This window comes from Achromobacter sp. K91, from assembly GCF_003576205.1.
GTDB lineage: Bacteria > Pseudomonadota > Gammaproteobacteria > Burkholderiales > Burkholderiaceae_B > Achromobacter > Achromobacter aegrifaciens.
The window spans coordinates 1-18,771 of record NZ_QWFB01000065.1 but is presented as its reverse complement, the minus strand read 5'-3'; the positions used below and the strand labels follow the sequence as shown (position 1 = coordinate 18,771).

The window sequence follows — 18,771 nt, the reverse complement described above, 5'->3', positions numbered from 1 at the left end:
AAATCGGGGCTGTGATCCAGCTTTCCGACGCATTGACCAAACTCGCTTTCATTCCATTGTAAAAGGTGACTTCAATGTCGTACGTTGTTTTGTTCGAGCAGCTCCGCATGACGGACGTGGACTCGGTAGGAGGCAAGAACGCATCACTAGGTGAAATGATCAGCCAGCTGTCTGGCGCGGGTGTCCGCGTGCCGGGCGGCTTTGCCACGACCGCTGATGCTTTCCGCGACTTCCTCAAGGCCTCCGGCCTGGACAAGCGCATCGCCGAACGCCTGACCACGCTGAACCCCGAAGACGTGCGCGAACTGGCCAACGCCGGCTCGCAGATCCGTCAATGGATCATCGACGCGCCGTTCTCGCCCGAGTTCGAATCGCAGATCCGTACCGCCTTTGCCAAGCTCGACGCTGATGGCAAGGGCTCGTTCGCCGTGCGCTCCTCCGCCACCGCCGAAGACCTGCCCGACGCTTCGTTCGCCGGCCAGCAGGAAACCTTCCTGAACGTCGTCGGCATCGACGACGTGCTGGACAAGATCCGCCACGTGTTCGCGTCGCTGTACAACGACCGCGCCATTTCCTATCGCGTGCACAAGGGCTACGCCCACGCCGACGTCGCGCTGTCGGCCGGCATCCAGCGCATGGTGCGTTCCGACAAGGGCAGCGCCGGCGTCATGTTCACCATCGACACGGAATCGGGCTTCCAGGACGTGGTCTTCATCACCTCGTCCTACGGCCTGGGCGAAACCGTGGTGCAGGGCGCGGTCAACCCCGACGAGTTCTACGTCTTCAAGCCGACGCTGGCCCAGGGCCACTACCCGATCGTGGGCCGTCGCATCGGCTCCAAGCTGATCAAGATGGAGTTCGATCCCGAGCGTCCCGAAGGCCGCGCCGTGCGCACGGTCGACGTGCCGGTGTCCGAGCGCAACCGCTATTCGCTGACCGACGACGAGGTCAACGAGCTGGCTCGCTACGCCGTCATCATTGAAAAGCACTACGGCCGCCCGATGGACATCGAGTGGGGCCGCGACGGCATCGACGGCAAGATCTACATCCTGCAGGCGCGTCCGGAAACGGTGAAGTCGCAGCAGGGCGCCAACGACGTGCAGCAGCGCTACCGCCTGAAGGCCACCGGCCAGGTCCTGATCACCGGCCGCGCGATCGGCCAGAAGATCGGCGCGGGTCCGGTGCGCGTGGTCGGCGACATCTCCGACATGGACAAGGTCCAGCCCGGCGACGTTCTGGTCACCGACATGACGGATCCCAACTGGGAGCCCGTGATGAAGCGCGCCTCGGCCATCGTCACCAACCGCGGCGGCCGCACCTGCCACGCGGCGATCATCGCGCGCGAGCTGGGCATTCCGGCAGTCGTGGGCTGCGGCAACGCGACCGACCTGCTCAAGGAAGGCCAAGCCGTGACCGTGTCTTGCGCCGAGGGCGACGAAGGCCGCATCTATGACGGCCTGATCGAAACCGAAGTGGAAGAAGTGCGTCGCGGCGACATGCCCCCCATCGATCTGAAGATCATGATGAACGTGGGCAACCCGCAGCTGGCTTTCGACTTCGCGCAGATCCCCAACGGCGGCGTGGGCCTGGCCCGCCTGGAATTCATCATCAACAACAACATCGGCATCCACCCCAAGGCGGTGCTGGACTACCCGAACGTTGATGGCGAACTGAAGAAGGCCGTGGAATCGGCCGCCCGCGGCCATGCCAGCCCGCGCGCCTTCTTCGTCGAGAAGATGGCCGAAGGCGTGGCGACCATCGCCGCCGCCTTCTACCCCAAGCCTGTCATCGTGCGCATGTCGGACTTCAAGTCCAACGAGTACCGCAAGCTGGTCGGCGGTTCGCGCTACGAGCCCGAGGAAGAAAACCCCATGCTGGGCTTCCGCGGCGCGTCGCGCTACATCGCCGAGGACTTCGCCGAGTGCTTCCGCATGGAATGCGAAGCGCTCAAGAAGGTGCGCGATGAAATGGGCCTGACCAACGTCGAGATCATGGTGCCCTTCGTCCGCACCCTGGGCCAGGCGGCCAAGGTCGTGGACCTGCTGGCCAAGCACGGCCTGGCGCGCGGCGAAAACGGCCTGAAGCTCATCATGATGTGCGAAGTGCCGTCCAACGCCATCCTGGCCGACGAATTCCTGCAGTACTTCGACGGCTTCTCGATCGGTTCGAACGACATGACCCAGCTGACGCTGGGCCTGGATCGCGATTCGGGCATGGAGCTGCTGGCCGCCGACTTTGACGAACGCGACGAGGCCGTGAAGTTCATGCTGCGCCGCGCGATCAAGGCTTGCCTGGCCGCCAACAAGTACGTGGGCATCTGCGGCCAAGGCCCCAGCGATCACCCGGACTTCGCGCAATGGCTGAAGGAAGAGGGCATCCTGTCGATGTCGCTCAACCCGGACACCGTTGTCGATACCTGGCAGCGCCTGGCCAAGAGCTGATCGGTTTGCCGATGTGAAAACCCCGCGCCTGCAAGGGCGCGGGGTTTTTTTATGCGTGCAGGCGGGAAAGGGCTACGCCGCCAGCGCTTCGCGCGCAATCAGTTCGCGCTTGCGGTCTATGCCCCAGCGGTAGCCAGCCAGCGAGCCATCCGTGCGCACCACCCGGTGGCAGGGAATGGCCAGCGCGATGTTGTTGGTGGCGCAGGCGCGGGCCACGGCGCGCACGGCGCGTGGGGAGCCGATGCGTTCGGCGATGTCGGTATAGGTGGCGGTTTCACCCACGGGGATCTCGCGCAGGGCTTGCCATACCTGGCGCTGGAAGGCCGTGCCGCGCACATCCAGGGGCAGGTCCAGGCCGCGAGAGGGGTCTTCGACGAAGCCCACCACGGCCGCCACCCAGCCTTCGAATTGCGCGTCCGCGCCGATCAGGCGGGCGGCCTTGAAGCGGTCCTGCAGGTTGCGCACCAATTGTTCCGGGTCTTCGTGCAGCGCGATTTCGCAGATGCCGGTATCGCTTGCCGCCACCAGCAGCGCGCCCAGGGAGCATTGCGCCACCGCGAAGCGGATATCCACGCCCTCGCCACTCTTGCGAAAGGCGGTGGGCGTCATGCCCAGGATGGCGGGAGCGGCTTCGTAGAAGCGGCCGCTGGAATTGAAGCCGGCGTCGTACATGGCGTCCGTGACGCTCGCGCTCTGCTTCAGATGCTGGCGGGCGCGGCTGGCGCGCAGGGCGTCGGCGTAGGCCTTGGGGGTGATGCCGGTGGCCGCCTTGAAGACGCGGTGGAAATGGAAGCGGCTCATGCCGGCCTGTTCGGCCAGGGTGGACAGATCCGGCGGCTGCTCGGCTTCCAGGGCGCGGCAGGCGCGCTCGATGGCGGCGGCGTGCTGTTTGCTCAGGGCGGCGGCTTGGTCCATGAAAAAGCTCCTGTTGCGCGTGGATTCGCGCGCTTGGACCCATCGTCTCAAAAGCCTTCCGCCGCCGCACTCCGTATATTGCGCGGTGGCCGCGCGGGGCGCTACGCGGGTGCGTAGGCGTCCAGAAAGCGCCGCAGGAGGCCGCCCGCGACGGGCGTGGCGCGGACATTGGCGGACAGCCCCGGGACGTCGAGATTTTCAGCCGCATAGCGGCGGCCGAAGCGTTCCAGATGGGCGCGGATGAAGTCAGGGCCGAATTCGGGATGGAACTGGGTCGAGAACACGTTGCGGCCGATGCGGATCATCTGGTGTTCGTCCAGGTCCGAGCGCGCCAGCACGGCGGCGCCAGGCGGCGGCTGCAGCACGGTCTGCGCATGCAGCATCTGGGCGGGGAAGGTGGACGGCAGTCCGGCCAGCAGCTTGTCGCCGGCCGCGGGCGGCAGCAGTTCCACGGTCTGGGTGCCGACTTCGCGCCCGGCGGGGTTGTAGCCGACCTTGCCGCCCAGCGCGTAGGCCAGCAACTGATGGCCGTAGCAGACGCCGAACATGGGCAGGCCGGCTGCGGCGGCTTCGCGCAGCCAGGCGGCGGTGTCCTCGCTCCAGGGTTCCTTGTCGGTCACCATGGCGGGCGAACCCGTGATCAGCGCGGCGCGATAATGGGCGGGAGCCTGCGGCCGCTTGCCTTCATGGACGGGCACGATTTCCATGGCCTCGGCGGTCAGGCCGGCGGCCTGCGCGAGTTGTTCGGCATAGCCGCCGAACTGGCTTTTGAGCGTGTCGTCCGGATCGCCGGTGTGCAGGATCAGGACGGGGAGAGCGGTGGGTATTGCAGCGGTCATTGGGGGCTTGTGCGTAAAGGATGCGGGCGCCGGGTTCCAGGGGGAGATCCACCGCCAGCGCACATCATAATCCAGCCCTCCGATCCGTGATGAAAGGCGCTTTTCCGTTCCGTCCCGGAAATACGTACAATTCCGCTCAGAGACTCATCCTTTCGGGCGAACGAAGACTATGTGGATTTGGCTGGGATTGGCTGCGCTGGCCCTGATCGGGGAATTGGCGACCGGCACTTTCTATCTGCTGCTGGTGGCCCTGGGGCTGGCAGCCGGGGGCGTGGCCGCATGGTTCGGCGCAGGCCTGGAATGGCAACTGGTAGGCTGCGGCATCGTGCTGCTGCTGGGTTTGCTGGTGCTGCGCAAGACCCGCGTGCTGAAAAAGCGCGAGGTCGATTCCGCCCGCAATGCCGACGTCAACCTGGACATCGGCCAGACGGTGTCGGTAGAAGCCTGGTCCGACCAGGGCACCGCGCGCGTCTGGTACCGCGGCGCGCACTGGCAGGCGGAGCTGGCCCAGGGCCAGCCGCCCGTGGCCGGAGAACAAACCATCATCGAAATGCGCGGCTCGATCCTGGTGCTGGCCCCCAGGGGCGTGCCGGGTTCGGTCTGACGAAGGCCATCCCGCCGCGGGCGGGACCGGCTGCGGGCGTCCGCAAGGTCCGGACGTTTCCCGCATATGTATTTACCAGAAGGAGAGGCTCCGAATCATGATGATCGATACATCCACCATCGTCCTGCTCGTCATCGTCGCGCTGGCGATACTGATAGTCATCAAGGCGATCGCCATCGTGCCTCAGCAGCACGCCTGGGTGGTCGAGCGCCTGGGCAAGTTCGACCGGGTCCTGTCGCCCGGCGCGGGCTTCGTCATTCCGTTCATCGAGCGCGTGTCGTACAAGCACTCGCTCAAGGAAATTCCGCTGGACGTGCCCAGCCAGGTCTGCATCACGCGCGACAACACGCAGCTGCAGGTCGACGGCGTGCTGTACTTCCAGGTGACCGATCCGATGCGCGCGTCGTATGGCTCGTCGAACTACATCTCGGCCATCACCCAGCTGGCGCAGACGACCCTGCGTTCGGTCATCGGCAAGATGGAACTGGACCGCACCTTCGAAGAGCGCGACTCCATCAACAGCAACATCGTCTCTTCGCTGGACGAGGCGGCGCTGAACTGGGGCGTGAAGGTGCTGCGCTACGAGATCAAGGACTTGACGCCGCCCAACGAGATCCTGCGCGCGATGCAGGCGCAGATCACCGCCGAACGTGAAAAGCGCGCGCTGATCGCGGCCTCGGAAGGCCGCCGCCAGGAACAGATCAATATCGCCACCGGCGAGCGCGAAGCCGCCATCGCCCGTTCCGAAGGCGAGAAGCAGGCCCAGATCAACCAGGCCCAGGGCGAGGCCGCCGCGGTGCTGGCGATCGCCGAGGCCACCGCCAAGGCCATCACCCAGGTGGCGGACTCCGTGCGCCAGCCGGGCGGCATGGAAGCGGTGAACCTGAAGGTGGCCGAGCGCTACGTCGAGGCCTTCGGCAATGTCGCCAAGGAAGGCAACACCTTGATCCTGCCGGCGAACCTGGCGGACGTGGGCGGCATGATCGCCTCCGCCATGACCATCGTGAAGTCCACCCGCAACAGCTGATAACCGCGCCTGGCGGCGCCTGACGATGATCGCTCCCGTTAACTTGCTTTTGATAGCAGCATTGGCGGGAGTGCTTGCGCTGTGCGTGCTGGGGTCGCTGGCCCGCAGCGGCATGGCGGGCATCAAGGAGGCGATACGCGCCAACCTGCTGACGCTGGCGGCTTTCGGGCTTTACGCCTTCCAGGTCACCGAGGCGCCGCTGTGGGTGTCGGTGATGGCGGCGAACACCGCCGTTGCCCTGGCGCTTTGCGCCTACTACACGGGATTGCGCCGGCTGGTCGGCCTGACCGTGCCCAAGCGTCTCATGGCGCTGGCTTCCTGTACGGCGCTGCTGGCGCTGGCGTACTACACCTATATCGATCCCCAGGTCGGGCCGCGCATGGTGGTCATGTCCTGGCTGATGTTCGGGTTCATGGTGGCCATTGCCATGACGGTCAAGCGCGGCATGCCGATGAACCGGTCGCGCTACAGCTACCATTTCGTGCGCGTGGTGGCCCTGATCTCCGCGCTGGTGTGCGCAACGCGGGCCGTCGTCTACATGTTCGACATCGCCATCGCGCAGGCCCTGCTGCTGCCCACGGCATGGAACGTCGCGTTCATGACGCTGGGCGTGCTGACGATGCCATGCCTGACCCTGGGCACGATCATGATCATCCACGACCGCATGCTGGCCGACCGCGAACAGGAGGCCAGCACCGACTTCCTGACGGGCCTGATGTCGCGCAAGGCGTGGTGGCTGCAGGCCGAGCGCTATTGCGCCCAGGCGCTGCGCACGCGGCGGCCGCTGACGCTGCTGTTGCTGGATATCGACTATTTCAAGCGCATCAACGATACCCATGGCCACGCGGCCGGGGATGCGGTGCTGCGCCATTTCGGCCTGCTGGCGACCGCCACGCTGCGCACTGGCGACCACGTCGGGCGCGTCGGCGGCGAGGAGTTCGCGGTGCTGTTTCCGGACATGCGCAGCGATGCAGTGATGGATGTGGCGGAGCGGCTGCTGGATTCGGTGCGGCGCACGCCCTGTGCGCACGGCGGCAGCACCATTTCCTATACGTTCAGCGCCGGAGTCGCGGACTGGATGCCCGGAGAGAGCCTGCAGGCGTTTTTCGAGCGGGCCGACCGCAAGCTGTATGCGTCCAAGTCGGCCGGGCGCAACCGCATCACGGGACCGGGGCAGGAGGCCGAGCGCCAGACGCTGCCCGAGGCCGCCTGATCAGTCGTCCTTGCCCTTGCGCGGGGCGCGGGTGTCGTGCTTCATCATGCGCTCTTTCTCGCGCTGCCAGTCTTTCTCGCGCGCGGTATCGCGCTTGTCGAACAGCTTCTTGCCGCGGCCCAGCGCGAAGTCCAGCTTGATGCGCCCGTTCTTGTAGTGCAGGTTGAGCGGCACCAGCGTGTAGCCGCGTTGCTCGACCTTGCCGATGAGCTTGCTGATTTCCTCGGCCTTGAGCAGCAGCTTGCGCGTACGCATGGCGTCGGGGTGGATATGGGTGGAGGCCGTGGGCAGGGGGCTGACGTGCATGCCCAGCAGGTAGAGCTCGCCGTCGCGCACGATGACGTAGCTTTCCTTGAGCTGCACGCGGCCATCGCGGATCGCCTTGACTTCCCAGCCTTGCAGCACCAGGCCGGCCTCGTAGCGGTCTTCGATGAAATAGTCGTGCGTGGCCTTGCGATTGTCGATAATGCTCATAAAGCCCTTGTGCCTGGGTGCCGCGGGCCCGCGCTAGGCGTATTTTGGCCCCAGGTCGTGTTGTGCCGGTAAAATCGTGCCATTCTAGCCATTTGCGATAGTCGATGCACAAAGTACAACGATCCGTCCTGGTGCCTTACAGCGCCGCCCAGATGTTCGATCTGGTCGCCGACGTGGAGAAGTACCCCGAGTTCATGCCCTGGTGCGGCGGCGCCGAGGTGCAGACCCGCGACGAGCACGGCATGCAGGCCTCCATCCTGATCAGCTTCGCGGGCATGAAGCAGCGCTTCACCACCCGCAATACCCATGCCTATCCCGACCGGATCGACCTGGAACTGGTCGACGGCCCGTTCTCCAGCCTGGTCGGGCACTGGGAGTTCCAGCCGCTGGCCGAGGACGCCTGCAAGGTCCTGTTCACCATGGAGTACGCGTTTTCCAACCGCGCGCTGGAAATGGTGGTGGGCCCGGTGTTCAACCGCATCGCCACCAGCTTCATCGATTCCTTCACCAAGCGCGCGCAGGCCAAGTATGGCGAATGAGCCGTCCGCGGCGCAGATCGGCGTCAGCGTTTGTTATGCCCTGCCGGGCCATGTCTGGCTGCGTGAATTGCGCCTGCCCGACGGCGCCACGGTGGCCGACGCGCTCGCGGCCAGCGGCTTTGCCCAGGCTTTTCCGGTGGTGCAGCCCTGGAGCCGGGGCGTGGGTATTTTCGGACGCGCCACCGAGCCGCAGGCCAGGCTGGCCGATGGCGACCGGGTGGAAATCTACCGCGGCCTGAGTTTCGATCCCAAGGAATCGCGGCGCCGCCGCGCCGAACACCGCCGCGCCAAGACGGCCAAGAACGGCAGGGTGCGCCCGGCCGGGCTGCTGTAGGGAAGCGCTCCGAGGGGTGGCGCGCCGCCCCGCACAATGTCGCAAATAGGACAAATTCCTTTGCCGCTTCCGGCGTAACATAGGCACCGTCACGCATTTACGTTTACGTCAACGTCATGTCAAAATCGACGAGCTGGCGTTCACGAGACGGCAGCAACGCCAACAGACAATACTCAGTACAACAGGAGACAGGCTGTGGACTTGGAACTGACCGACGAGCAACGCGCTTTTGCGCAGGCGGCGCGCGACTACGCCGAGGGCGAACTGGCGCCCAACGCGGCGCGCTGGGACGCCGAAGGCATCTTCCCGCGCGAGGCCTTCGCCCGTGCGGGCGAAATGGGTTTTTGCGCCATCTATGCCAGCGAGGACATTGGCGGGCTGGGCCTGCCGCGCCTGGATGCCACCCTGGTGTTCGAGGAAATGGCGGCGGTCGACCCGTCGACCACGGCCTTTCTCACGATCCACAACATGGCCACCTGGATGGTCGGCAAGTGGGGCCAGCCCGCGCTGCGCGAAGCCTGGGGGCCGTTGCTGGCCAGCGGCCAGAAGTTGGCGTCCTATTGCCTGACCGAGCCGGGCGCCGGTTCGGACGCCGCATCGCTGTCGACCCGGGCGCAGCGCCAGGGCGATGACTACATCGTCAACGGCGCCAAGGCCTTCATTTCGGGCGGCGGCGACACAGACCTGCTGGTGGTCATGGCGCGCACCGGCGGCGAGGGCGCGGGCGGCATCAGCGCGTTCGCCATTCCGGCCGACAGCGAGGGCATAGGCTACGGCCGCAAGGAAGAGAAGATGGGCTGGAACAGCCAGTCCACGCGCCCCATCACCTTCGAGAACGTGCGCGTGCCGGCGGCCAACATGCTGGGCCAGGAGGGCGAGGGCTTCAAGATCGCCATGAAGGGCCTGGACGGCGGACGCATCAACATCGGCACCTGCTCGGTCGGCGCGGCGCAAGGCGCGCTCGATGCCGCCCGGCGCTACATGGACGAACGGCGCCAGTTCAACCGCCGCCTGGCCGAGTTCCAGGCGCTGCAATTCAAGCTGGCCGACATGGCGACGCACCTGGTGGCGGCGCGCCAGATGGTGCGCCTGGCGGCCTGCAAGCTGGATGCGGGGGCGCCGGACGCGGCGACCTACTGCGCCATGGCCAAGCGCTTCGCCACCGACATGGGTTTCCAGATCTGCCTGGACGCGCAACAGATCCACGGCGGCTACGGATACCTGCGGGACTATCCCTTGGAGCGTCTGGTGCGCGATACTCGCGTTCATCAGATTCTGGAGGGGACCAACGAGATCATGCGCGTGATCATCGCCCGCCAATTGTTGGAAAAAGGAGCCGACATAAGATGAATGCACCGGTGCTGTTCGAAGAAAAAACCGCTGCCAATGGAGTACGGTTCGGGATCGCGACGCTGAATTCGCCGCAGACCCTGAACGGCCTGTCGCTGGAAATGGTGGACCTGCTGGCCGAACGGCTGGACGCCTGGGCCCGCGATCCCGGCGTGGCCCTGGTGGTCCTGCAGGGTGCGGGCGACAAGGCCTTCTGCGCGGGCGGAGACCTGCATGGCCTGTACCGCAGCATGACGGAAAACGCCGGCAAGCCGGGCTGGAACAACGCCTACGCGCGCCGCTTCTTCGAGCACGAGTACCGGCTGGACTACCGCATCCACACCTATCCCAAGCCGGTGCTGTGCTGGGGCCATGGCATCGTCATGGGCGGCGGCATCGGCCTGATGATGGGCGCCAGCCACCGCGTGGTCAGCGAGACCTCGCGCCTGGCGATGCCGGAGGTCACGATCGGCCTGTTCCCGGACGTGGGCGGCAGCTGGCTGCTGAACCGCATGTCAGGCAGGATCGGACTGTTCCTGGCCTTGACCGGCGCGCAGCTGGGCACGTCGGACGCTTTCTTCGCGGGCCTGGCGGACTTCCGCCTGGATCACGCGGATTGGCCCAAGCTGCTGGCTTCGCTGGAAGAGCAGCCCTGGGCCGGCCAGGCGGCCGGCGTGGCGGAGGATGCCATTCCTCCGCGCGCGATCAACGACGGCCTGCTGCGCCGCGCCCTGACGGCGCTGGAGCCCAAGACGCCGCTGGCGCCGGGCAACTTGCGGCAGCACTCGTTCCTGATCAACAGCCTGTGCAGCGGCAATCGCCTGGACGACATCTACGAAGAACTGGCCGCGCTGAAGGACCACGAGGATCCGTGGCTGGCGCGCGCGGCGCAGACGATGCTGGCCGGCTCGCCCGGATCGGTGCGCCTGTCGTTCGCGCTGCAGCAGCGGCTGCGCCTGCGCTCGCTGGACGACGTTTTCCGTGCCGAGTACATCGCGGCGCTGGCCTGCACCGCCCATGGCGATTTCGCCGAGGGCATCCGCGCCTTGCTGATCGACAAGGACAAGAAGCCGCGCTGGAATCCCGCCGTCATCGACATGGCGACCGACGCCTGGGTGCAGAAATTCTTTGACGAACCCTGGCCCGAGGGCGAGCCCCACCCGTTGGCGGACCTGGGCCAGGAAGGCCGCTAGGCGCGACGCGGCGGCGGACCGGCCGCCGCCCGCCGGCGCGGCAACGCTAGTACCACGATGGTTTCACACCTATAGCAATAGCAACAGGAGACAAGACATCATGAGCAGCATCGCGTTTATCGGTTTGGGCAATATGGGCGCGCCCATGGCATTGAATCTGGTCAAGGCCGGACATAGCGTGACGGTTTTCGATCTGGTGCCGGCAGCGGTGAAGACCCTGACGGACGCCGGCGCCCGCGCCGCCGCGTCCGCTTCGGAAGCCGTCAAGGGCGCCGAGGTGGTGGTTTCGATGCTGCCCGCCAGCAAGCACGTCGAAGGGCTGTACCTGGGCGAGGACCTGCTGGGCAAGATCCCGTCCAGCGCGCTGGTCATCGAATGCAGCACCATCGCGCCGGACTCGGCGCGCAAGGTGGCGCAGGCGGCCGAGGTGCGCGGCATCGCCATGATCGACGCGCCGGTGTCCGGCGGCACGGGTGGCGCAGCAGCCGGCACGCTGACCTTCATCGTCGGCGGCCAGGCCGCGGCGCTGGAGCGCGCCCGTCCGGTGCTGGAAAAAATGGGCAAGAACATTTTCCACGCAGGCCCGGCCGGCGCCGGCCAGGTGGCCAAGATCTGCAACAACATGCTGTTGGGCATCCTGATGGCGGGCACCTCCGAAGCCCTGGCCCTGGGCGTGGCCAACGGGCTGGATCCCAAGGTGCTGTCGGACATCATCGCCAAGAGCTCCGGGCGCAACTGGGCCACGGAACTCTACAACCCCTGGCCCGGCGTGATGGAGCACGCGCCGGCCTCCAAGGGCTACGCCGGCGGCTTCGGCGTGGACCTGATGCTCAAGGACCTGGGCCTGGCGGCCGAGGCCGCCCTGTCGGCGCGCGCCTCGATCCCGCTGGGGGAGCTGGCGCGCAACCTGTATTCGCTGCATAGCTCCGGCGGTTCGGGCAAGCTGGACTTCTCCAGCATCGTCAACCTGGTCAAGCGCGAGCAGGACTGACATGGCGTCATCGCAAGCGCCGCTGGACCCGGCCGCCAGGGTCCAGGAGAGCTTCGCCCGGCAAAGCATCATGACATTGCTGGGTGCGCAACTGGACGTGGTCGAGCCGGGCAGGGTGGACATCGTGCTGCCTTACCGAGCCGACCTGTGCCAGCAGAACGGCTTTCTGCACGCCGGCATTTCCACGACCATCGCCGACAGCGCCGGCGGCTATGCCGCCTACACGCTGTTTGGGCCTGGCGAGGACGTGCTGACCTCGGAGTTCAAGATGAACTTCCTGGCGCCCGCCAAGGGTAGCCGCTACGTGGCCAGCGGCCGCGTGGTCAAGCCGGGCAAGCGCCTGTCCGTCTGCCAGGTCGAGGTGCATGCGTACGACGGCGAGCAAGCCACGCTTTGCGTGATAGGCTTGCTTACCGCGGTGCGCGTGACGCCGCGCTGAATCCCGCGCGTGGCGGGTCCTGCGCAAGCCGGACCCGCCACGCGTTCATCGCGCGGCGCATGGGTTTCTGGCAATGCCTTCAAAAGAACATCATCGGATTTTCCGCAGCAACTGGCTGCGCGCGGCCGTCCTGGGCGCCAACGACGGTATCGTGTCCACCGCCAGCCTTATTACCGGCGTGGCAGCGGCCCAGGTCACGCATGACGCCATCCTGACCTCGGGCGTGGCTGGACTGGTGGCGGGGGCGCTGTCGATGGCGGCGGGCGAATACGTGTCGGTGCGGTCGCAGGCCGATACCGAGGCCGCCGACCTGCGCATGGAGCAGCGCTCGCTCAAGCGCAATTCCGGCGAGGAACTGGCCGAACTGATCGACATCTATGTGGCGCGCGGCCTGACCCGCGACCTGGCCGAGCAGGTGGCGCGGCAATTGACCAGCCACGATGCGCTGGACGCGCATGCCCGCGACGAGCTGGGTATCTCCATCCATAACCGCGCCCGTCCGGTGCAGGCCGCGGTGGCGTCTGCGGCCTCGTTTGCGGGCGGCGCGGCCTTGCCGCTGGCCGTGGCGGCGACAGCGCCTTTGCCGCAATTGATTGTGTGGGTCATCGGCGCATCGGTCGCCTGTCTGGCCGGCCTGGGCGCTCTGGCTGCGGGCGCAGGCGGCGCGCCCAAGGGGCCGGCCGCGTTGCGGGTGACGATCCTGGGCGGCCTGGCGATGGCGGTGACGGCGGGGGTGGGCGCGCTGTTCGGCGTGGCGGTGTAAGGGCCGGCTTGGGAGCGTCCGGCCCGGCGCAACCGCGCCGGCTCAGGCGCGGCGGCCTTTGGTTTACGGCGTGATGGAGTAGGGCAGCGCAGCGGCCGCAATGCGCGGACCGTCCGCGGCGCCCAGCCGCAGGTCGCCTTCCGGCAAGGCCGCCAGCGTGGTTTCAAATAGCACCGAGACAGCGCCTTGCGCGCTGGCCGCGTCCACGATCCGTCCGGTGGGTTCGCCGGGCTGGCTGGCGTCATAGACATCCATGCCGGCCAGCGCCTGGCCTTGGATTGCGGCGTCGGCAATGGTGCCGTATGCCATGCGCCGCTTGACCGTGCCGCGGTAGTGGCTGCGCGCCACCACTTCCTGGCCCGGATAACAACCTTTGGTGAAACTGACGCCCTGGATCAGGTCCAGATTGACCGTTTGCGGGATGAAGACGTCCTGCGTGGCCGCAGTGATCCACGGGATGCCTGCGGCCAGGTCGGCGGCGTGCCATTGCGCGGCCGGCGCCAGGCCTAGCGCGCCTGCCAGCGCGGCGGACTGTTCCAGTTGTTCGTCGGACGCGATCCACCACCAGCGCAGGCGCGCGTCGGCGGACGGCGCGGCGATCCAGGTGCCGGACGGCAGGTCGGCGCGCTGCCAGGGTTCGCGCGGCAGCGCGCCGGCGGCGGCTTCCAGCGCGGCCACGTCCGTGGCCGAAGCCGTCACGCCCGCCACATGCAGCGGCGTGGCGGCGAGCTTGGCCTTGGCGCGCAGCACGAACATCGACAGGCGCTTGAGCAGCGCCTGCGCCAGATCCTGGCGCACCAGGCCATAGAGCTGGGGCGCGTCGTCCGCGCCGGGGGCGGCGCGCCACATCACCAGGGTGGCCAGCAGGCGGCCCTTGGCGGTGCAGTAGCCGGCCAGGCGGGCGGCGTCCCGGGGCAGGCCGGTGACGTCCTGCGTGAGCTGGCCGTGCAGGAAGCCGAGGGCGTCCGCGCCGGATGCGGCAAAGACCAGGAAGTCGTCCAGCGGCGCAATTTGCGCGCAACCTTCCGCGCGGACGGGAATCGAAGAATGGAAAGCGTGCATGGAGGCGGTGTTATCGCGTCATCAAAGTGCTGATGATAGCCGTGTTCCCCTCCGGGCTGGGCCATGTCCCCGCGGCGCGCAGGGCCGCGCGCTACGTTCCGCCCCTCTTTAGCCGCAACAGGTCCGCGCGATCAATTAAACTTCCGACACTTATGAAGAAGCGACTCTTTTTTTTCGTCCTGTGGTTTTTCCTGTTGATCGCGCTGGCTGCCGCCGCAGCCGTGGGCGGCGCCTGGTATTGGGCGCACAAGCCCATGCAGCTGAGGGCCGACAGGATAGATTTCGTGGTGGATCCGGGCAGCAGCCCGCGCACGGTGGCGCGGGTGCTCAACGATGCCGGCGTGCCGGTCTGGGAGCCTGGCTTCATCTGGATGGCGCGCTTGTCCGAGCTCGACAAGCAGATGAAGGCGGGCGGCTACCAGGCCATCAACGGCGACTCGCCCTGGAAGTTGCTGGAACGCCTGGCGCGCGGCGACATGACGCAGCGGCAGATCACCTTCCTGGAGGGCTGGACCTACCGCCAGATCCGCCAGGCGCTGCGCGCGAATCCCGACGTCAAGCAGACGCTGGGCGAAACCACCGATGAAGAACTGATGGAACGCCTGGGCTCGGAAATCAAGCAGCCGGAAGGGCTGTTCTTCCCGGACACCTACATCTTCACGCCCGGCAGCACCGATTACGACCTGCTGCGCCGCGCCTACCAGGAAGGCCAGCGCATCCTGCAGGACACCTGGGCCAAGCGCCAGCCGGACCTGCCGGTGACCACGCCCTACGAGGCCCTGGTGCTCGCATCGATCGTTGAAAAGGAAACCGGCCACGGCCCGGACCGCCGCCGCGTGGCCGGCGTATTCACCAACCGGCTCAAGATCGGCATGCTGCTGCAGACCGATCCCACCGTGATCTACGGCATGGGCGACGCGTACCAGGGGCGCATCCGCAAGCGCGACCTGCAGACCGACACGCCCTGGAACACCTATACGCGTCCGGGCCTGCCGCCCACGCCGATCGCGGCGCCTGGCCGCGCGGCGCTGTTGGCCGCGGTGCAGCCGGAGCAGCACAAGTTCCTCTTTTTCGTTTCCCGCGGCAACGGCACCAGCGAGTTCTCGGTCAACCTGAACGAGCACAACCGCAACGTTTCCCGCTATATCCTGGGCCAAAGCCAGAATGCCGCGCCCGGCCCGGCTTCGAGCCGCGGCGCAGCGAATGGCAACCAGGCCAACGGCACGCCCGCAGCCGCGCCCAGCACCAGCCCGGCGCCGGACGCCGCGCCCGAGCCGGATCAGGGACAGGCACAAGTACAAGGACAAGACCAATGACCACGCGCGGACGCTTTATCACGCTGGAAGGCGTGGACGGCGCGGGCAAGAGCACGCACACCGTCTGGATCGCCGATTTCCTGCGCGCGCAGGGGCTGGACGTGGTGTCCACCCGCGAACCCGGCGGCACGCCCTTGGGCGAGAAGTTGCGCGCCTTGCTGCTGACCGACCCCATGGGGCTGGACACCGAGACGCTCCTGATGTTCGCCGCACGCTGCGAACATCTGCACCAGGTCATCGAACCCGCGCTGGCGCGCGGCGCCTGGGTGGTCTGCGACCGCTACACCGATGCCACCTATGCCTACCAGGGCGGCGGGCGCGGCCTGGGCGCGGCGCGCGTGGCCGCGCTGGAAGCCTGGATGCAGGCGGGCCAGCCCGACCGCACCTGGCTCTTCGACGTGCCGCTGGAAGTGGCGCGCGCCCGGTTGGCCGACGCGCGCGAGCCGGACCGCTTCGAGCGCGAGGGCGCGGCCTTTTTCGAGCGCACCCGCGAGGCCTACCACGCCCGCGCCGAGGCTGATCCGAAGCGCATCCGCATTGTCGATTCCACCCAATCCATTGCCCAGATCCGCACCGGCCTGGAGGCGGGACTGCGTGAATTGCTGGGGCAGGCGGCATGAACGCGACCCGCGCCGCCAAAGATGAGGACGCCACGGCTTCCAACGCGCCGCAGTTCCTGCCCTGGCAGGCCGAGACGGCGCGCAACTGGCTGGGCAACCGCGACCGCTTCGCCCACGCCTGGCTGATCCATGGGTTGGCCGGCATCGGCAAGCTGGACTTCGCGGTCGCCGCGGCGGCCAGCCTGCTGTGCGAAACCCCGGACAACGGCCTGGCCTGCGGCCGTTGCGCCGCCTGTGCCTGGTTCGCCAGCGGCAATCATCCCGACTTGCGCCGCATCCGGCCCGAAGCCGTGGCGGTGGAAGAGGGGGCGGACGCCGCCGAGCCCTCTGAGGACGCCGAACCTGCCACGGGCGCAGCCAAGCGCGCGCCGTCCAAGGAAATACGCATAGACCAGATCCGCTCCCTGGAGTCCTGGTTCAACACCGCAACGCACCGCGGCGGCTGGCGCGTGGCGCTGCTGTACCCGGCCCATGCGCTGAACGTGGTGTCGTCCAACGCCTTGCTCAAGGTGCTGGAAGAACCGCCGCCGCACACGGTGTTCCTGCTGGTCGCGGACGCGCCGGACCGCCTTTTGCCCACGCTGGTGTCGCGCTGTCGCCGCCTGCCGCTGCCGGCGCCCGACCCGGACACCGCGCTGCAATGGCTGCGCGAGCAAAACGTGGAACCGGCCCGCGAATGGCTGGCGGCCGCCGGCGGCGCGCCGCTGGCGGCGTTGAGGCTTGCCCAGTCTAACGAGGCCGCTTGTCCGCCCTGGCTGACCCAGCTGGTCGGGCCGCTGTCCAAGGGCCAGTCGCCCGACGTGGGCACGCTGGCCGAGGCCCTGGAAAAGGTGGCGGCCACTGAGTGGATCGACGCCTTGCAGCGCCTGTACACCGACCTGATGCTGGCCAGCGCGGGGGCGCCGTCGCGCTACTTCCCGGCCCTGGGCAGCGCGGTCGCGCAGGTTGCCGCGCGCATGAATCCGGCCAAGGTCGCCGAGGCCGCGCGCTGGCTGACGCGCCAGCGCGCGCTGGCCACCCATCCTTTGAACGCCAAGCTCTTCGCCCACGCGACCCTGCAGCGCGTGGTGCTATCCTGCCTGGCGTAAGCCCTTGATCCGGCGGCGCTTCGTCCGGCAAAGGGCGCAGCGCCGCGGCACTTGTATCCAGACTCATCATGTACGTCGATTCCCACTGCCATTTGAACTTCCCGGAACTGGCGGCCGACCTGCCGGCCATTCTTGACCGGATGGCCGCCAACCAGGTCACCCACGCGCTGGTCGTCAGCGTCAACATGCCGGAATGGCCGGGCTTGATGTCGCTGGTCGAACCGCAGGCCAATCTGTGGGCCTCGGTCGGCGTGCATCCCGATTACGAAGACACTCCGGACCCCACGCCCGAAGAGCTGGCGCGCCTGTCCGAGCATCCCAAGGTGGTGGCCATCGGCGAGACCGGGCTGGACTACTACCGCCTGTCCGAACCGCTGGACTGGCAGCGCGAGCGTTTTCGCCGCCACATTCGCGCCGCCCGCGACACGGGCCTGCCCCTGATCGTGCACACGCGCTCGTCCGCCGAGGACACCGTGCGCATGCTGCGGGAAGAGCGCGCGGCCGAGGTCGGCGGCGTGATGCATTGCTTTACCGAAAATTGGGAAGTGGCACAGGCTGCGCTGGACCAGAACTTCTATATTTCCCTGTCCGGCATCGTGACCTTCAAGAATGCGCAGATCGTGCATGAAGTGGCCGCCAAGGTGCCGCTGGACCGTTTGCTGATCGAAACCGATTCGCCGTATCTGGCGCCGGTGCCGTACCGCGGCAAGCTGAACGATCCGTCCAAGGTGATCCACGTGGCCGAGAAGATCGCGGATCTCAGGGGCATACCCGTGGCCGAAGTGGCGCGTGCATCAACCGAAAATTTCTTCCGTCTTTTCAATAAGATAAAGAAATAATCTAATCTAATTTATTTAAAGTGATTTATAGGAAATCCATGGCTGCCCGCAACGCTTCCGTCCAGAACGCCTTCTTGTCGTGTTGCCGTGGAGCGCTGCTGGCGCTGGCCGTGGGCATGGCGGTTCCCGCTGCGGCGCAGGCCGCCAATCCCGGCGATTGGTGGGTCTACGTCGCCAATGACTACCCGGACGACATCAAGGAACTGCTGGCGCGCGGCGAAGATCCCAACGTGCGCTACAAGAATGGCCAGCCCGCGCTGATGCGCGCGGTGGTGGACGGCGCCTGGAAGGTGTTCGACGTAATCGCCGCCGACAAGCGCACCGACGTCAACGCCGAGAACCCGGCGGGCGAGACGCCGCTGATGTACCTGGCCATCGCCGGCCAGACCGAACGCGCCAAGAAGCTGATCGCGCGCGGCGCCCAGGTCAACCGCCTGGGCTGGACGCCGCTGCATTACGCGGCCTCGAAGGGCCAGCTGGAAATGGCGCGCCTGCTGCTGGCGCACAAGGCCATGGTCAACGCGCCCGCGCCCAATGGCGAAACGCCGCTGATGATGGCGGCACTGTCGGGCCGCAAGCCCATGGTGGACCTGCTGCTCAAGGCGGGGGCGGACGTGGGGTCGCGCGATACCAAGGGCCAGACCCCGGCCGATTGGGCCAGGACGGGCAAGTCCACGGCAGTGGCGGCGGAACTGGACAAGCTGATCGCGCAACAAGAAGACTGTCTCTTATACACATCTCCGAG

At 67.0% G+C, this 18,771-nt stretch carries 20 protein-coding genes; 16 read left to right on the top strand and 4 right to left on the bottom strand.

All coding sequences use genetic code 11. The features are described from left to right. Positions 1 to 74 precede the first annotated feature (74 nt). Positions 75 to 2,441, top strand: a complete 2,367-nt coding sequence (gene ppsA, locus DXK93_RS29280; protein WP_054456733.1) for a phosphoenolpyruvate synthase — start codon at positions 75 to 77, stop codon at positions 2,439 to 2,441. A 72-nt stretch (positions 2,442 to 2,513) separates the two neighbouring features. Here ppsA and DXK93_RS29275 read toward each other — a convergent pair whose 3' ends face one another. Together DXK93_RS29275 and DXK93_RS29270 are read right to left on the bottom strand one after the other, a co-directional pair. Then, entirely contained in the window at positions 2,514 to 3,356 is an 843-nt protein-coding gene (locus DXK93_RS29275) for a bifunctional transcriptional activator/DNA repair enzyme AdaA (protein WP_119451957.1), read from the bottom strand. Between the two features lie 101 nt (positions 3,357 to 3,457). Further along, the gene (locus DXK93_RS29270; protein WP_119451956.1) at positions 3,458 to 4,195 is read right to left on the bottom strand and encodes a glutamine amidotransferase; all 738 of its coding nucleotides are present in this window, start codon (positions 4,193 to 4,195) and stop codon (positions 3,458 to 3,460) included. 169 nt (positions 4,196 to 4,364) lie between these two features. On the opposite strand from DXK93_RS29270, the gene DXK93_RS29265 reads away from it, so the two are divergent. From DXK93_RS29265 to DXK93_RS29255, 3 genes are all read left to right on the top strand, one after another. Continuing rightward, positions 4,365 to 4,799, top strand: a complete 435-nt coding sequence (locus DXK93_RS29265) for an NfeD family protein (RefSeq protein WP_054456736.1) — start codon at positions 4,365 to 4,367, stop codon at positions 4,797 to 4,799. 100 nt (positions 4,800 to 4,899) lie between these two features. Further along, on the top strand, positions 4,900 to 5,826 hold the full coding sequence (locus DXK93_RS29260) for an SPFH domain-containing protein (RefSeq protein ID WP_054456873.1): 927 nt from the start codon (positions 4,900 to 4,902) through the stop codon (positions 5,824 to 5,826). Positions 5,827 to 5,851: 25 nt separating this feature from the next. Continuing rightward, on the top strand, positions 5,852 to 7,039 hold the full coding sequence (locus tag DXK93_RS29255; protein ID WP_054456737.1) for a GGDEF domain-containing protein: 1,188 nt from the start codon (positions 5,852 to 5,854) through the stop codon (positions 7,037 to 7,039). On the opposite strand, the gene smpB is transcribed toward DXK93_RS29255, so the two are convergent. Beyond that, positions 7,040 to 7,513, bottom strand: a complete 474-nt coding sequence (gene smpB / locus DXK93_RS29250) for an SsrA-binding protein SmpB (protein ID WP_054456738.1) — start codon at positions 7,511 to 7,513, stop codon at positions 7,040 to 7,042. A 104-nt stretch (positions 7,514 to 7,617) separates the two neighbouring features. Here smpB and DXK93_RS29245 point away from each other — a divergent pair, with 104 nt between their 5' ends. The 7 genes from DXK93_RS29245 (at position 7,618) to DXK93_RS29215 (ending at position 13,101) form a co-directional block, all read left to right on the top strand. Next, the gene (locus tag DXK93_RS29245; protein WP_042793335.1) at positions 7,618 to 8,052 is read left to right on the top strand and encodes a type II toxin-antitoxin system RatA family toxin; all 435 of its coding nucleotides are present in this window, start codon (positions 7,618 to 7,620) and stop codon (positions 8,050 to 8,052) included. Then, the gene (locus DXK93_RS29240; RefSeq protein ID WP_054456739.1) at positions 8,042 to 8,386 is read left to right on the top strand and encodes an RnfH family protein; all 345 of its coding nucleotides are present in this window, start codon (positions 8,042 to 8,044) and stop codon (positions 8,384 to 8,386) included. The genes DXK93_RS29245 and DXK93_RS29240 overlap by 11 nt, the downstream gene beginning before the upstream one ends. A gap of 195 nt (positions 8,387 to 8,581) precedes the next feature. Next, positions 8,582 to 9,736, top strand: coding sequence for an acyl-CoA dehydrogenase family protein (locus DXK93_RS29235; RefSeq protein ID WP_054456740.1), 1,155 nt, complete (start codon positions 8,582 to 8,584; stop codon positions 9,734 to 9,736). Beyond that, positions 9,733 to 10,908, top strand: a complete 1,176-nt coding sequence (locus tag DXK93_RS29230; RefSeq protein ID WP_119451955.1) for an enoyl-CoA hydratase/isomerase family protein — start codon at positions 9,733 to 9,735, stop codon at positions 10,906 to 10,908. Before DXK93_RS29235 ends, DXK93_RS29230 begins: the two co-directional genes overlap by 4 nt. A gap of 100 nt (positions 10,909 to 11,008) precedes the next feature. Continuing rightward, on the top strand, positions 11,009 to 11,899 hold the full coding sequence (gene mmsB / locus DXK93_RS29225; RefSeq protein ID WP_054456742.1) for a 3-hydroxyisobutyrate dehydrogenase: 891 nt from the start codon (positions 11,009 to 11,011) through the stop codon (positions 11,897 to 11,899). A gap of 1 nt (position 11,900) precedes the next feature. Further along, the gene (locus tag DXK93_RS29220) at positions 11,901 to 12,338 is read left to right on the top strand and encodes a PaaI family thioesterase (RefSeq protein WP_054456743.1); all 438 of its coding nucleotides are present in this window, start codon (positions 11,901 to 11,903) and stop codon (positions 12,336 to 12,338) included. A 73-nt stretch (positions 12,339 to 12,411) separates the two neighbouring features. After that, positions 12,412 to 13,101: a VIT family protein gene (locus DXK93_RS29215; protein ID WP_054456744.1), complete on the top strand. Its 690-nt coding sequence runs from the start codon at positions 12,412 to 12,414 to the stop codon at positions 13,099 to 13,101. 63 nt (positions 13,102 to 13,164) lie between these two features. Here the strand turns inward: DXK93_RS29215 and DXK93_RS29210 are convergent, their stop codons facing one another. Next, a complete protein-coding gene (locus tag DXK93_RS29210; protein ID WP_119451954.1) occupies positions 13,165 to 14,163 on the bottom strand; it encodes a folate-binding protein YgfZ in 999 nt (332 codons plus the stop codon). A 152-nt stretch (positions 14,164 to 14,315) separates the two neighbouring features. Between DXK93_RS29210 and mltG the strand changes: the two genes are divergently transcribed. The 5 genes from mltG to DXK93_RS29185 all read left to right on the top strand — a co-directional run. Then, entirely contained in the window at positions 14,316 to 15,479 is a 1,164-nt protein-coding gene (gene mltG, locus DXK93_RS29205) for an endolytic transglycosylase MltG (RefSeq protein ID WP_119451953.1), read from the top strand. Further along, on the top strand, positions 15,476 to 16,099 hold the full coding sequence (tmk, locus tag DXK93_RS29200) for a dTMP kinase (RefSeq protein ID WP_054456747.1): 624 nt from the start codon (positions 15,476 to 15,478) through the stop codon (positions 16,097 to 16,099). The genes mltG and tmk overlap by 4 nt, the downstream gene beginning before the upstream one ends. After that, the gene (gene holB / locus DXK93_RS29195) at positions 16,096 to 17,187 is read left to right on the top strand and encodes a DNA polymerase III subunit delta' (protein WP_054456748.1); all 1,092 of its coding nucleotides are present in this window, start codon (positions 16,096 to 16,098) and stop codon (positions 17,185 to 17,187) included. Before tmk ends, holB begins: the two co-directional genes overlap by 4 nt. 68 nt (positions 17,188 to 17,255) lie before the next feature. Continuing rightward, positions 17,256 to 18,026, top strand: coding sequence for a TatD family hydrolase (locus DXK93_RS29190; protein ID WP_054456749.1), 771 nt, complete (start codon positions 17,256 to 17,258; stop codon positions 18,024 to 18,026). A 38-nt stretch (positions 18,027 to 18,064) separates the two neighbouring features. Beyond that, positions 18,065 to 18,771: ankyrin repeat domain-containing protein (locus DXK93_RS29185; protein WP_147400294.1), on the top strand; the 707-nt coding region annotated here is incomplete at its 3' end.

Coding starts and splice junctions, on each gene's coding strand:
- ppsA (WP_054456733.1), top strand. CDS start 75: ATGTCGTACGTTGTTTTGTTCGAGCAGCTCCGCATGACGGACGTGGAC.
- DXK93_RS29275 (WP_119451957.1), bottom strand. CDS start 3,356: ATGGACCAAGCCGCCGCCCTGAGCAAACAGCACGCCGCCGCCATCGAG.
- DXK93_RS29270 (WP_119451956.1), bottom strand. CDS start 4,195: ATGACCGCTGCAATACCCACCGCTCTCCCCGTCCTGATCCTGCACACC.
- DXK93_RS29265 (WP_054456736.1), top strand. CDS start 4,365: ATGTGGATTTGGCTGGGATTGGCTGCGCTGGCCCTGATCGGGGAATTG.
- DXK93_RS29260 (WP_054456873.1), top strand. CDS start 4,900: ATGATCGATACATCCACCATCGTCCTGCTCGTCATCGTCGCGCTGGCG.
- DXK93_RS29255 (WP_054456737.1), top strand. CDS start 5,852: ATGATCGCTCCCGTTAACTTGCTTTTGATAGCAGCATTGGCGGGAGTG.
- smpB (WP_054456738.1), bottom strand. CDS start 7,513: ATGAGCATTATCGACAATCGCAAGGCCACGCACGACTATTTCATCGAA.
- DXK93_RS29245 (WP_042793335.1), top strand. CDS start 7,618: ATGCACAAAGTACAACGATCCGTCCTGGTGCCTTACAGCGCCGCCCAG.
- DXK93_RS29240 (WP_054456739.1), top strand. CDS start 8,042: ATGGCGAATGAGCCGTCCGCGGCGCAGATCGGCGTCAGCGTTTGTTAT.
- DXK93_RS29230 (WP_119451955.1), top strand. CDS start 9,733: ATGAATGCACCGGTGCTGTTCGAAGAAAAAACCGCTGCCAATGGAGTA.
- mmsB (WP_054456742.1), top strand. CDS start 11,009: ATGAGCAGCATCGCGTTTATCGGTTTGGGCAATATGGGCGCGCCCATG.
- DXK93_RS29220 (WP_054456743.1), top strand. CDS start 11,901: ATGGCGTCATCGCAAGCGCCGCTGGACCCGGCCGCCAGGGTCCAGGAG.
- DXK93_RS29215 (WP_054456744.1), top strand. CDS start 12,412: ATGCCTTCAAAAGAACATCATCGGATTTTCCGCAGCAACTGGCTGCGC.
- DXK93_RS29210 (WP_119451954.1), bottom strand. CDS start 14,163: ATGCACGCTTTCCATTCTTCGATTCCCGTCCGCGCGGAAGGTTGCGCG.
- mltG (WP_119451953.1), top strand. CDS start 14,316: ATGAAGAAGCGACTCTTTTTTTTCGTCCTGTGGTTTTTCCTGTTGATC.
- tmk (WP_054456747.1), top strand. CDS start 15,476: ATGACCACGCGCGGACGCTTTATCACGCTGGAAGGCGTGGACGGCGCG.
- holB (WP_054456748.1), top strand. CDS start 16,096: ATGAACGCGACCCGCGCCGCCAAAGATGAGGACGCCACGGCTTCCAAC.
- DXK93_RS29190 (WP_054456749.1), top strand. CDS start 17,256: ATGTACGTCGATTCCCACTGCCATTTGAACTTCCCGGAACTGGCGGCC.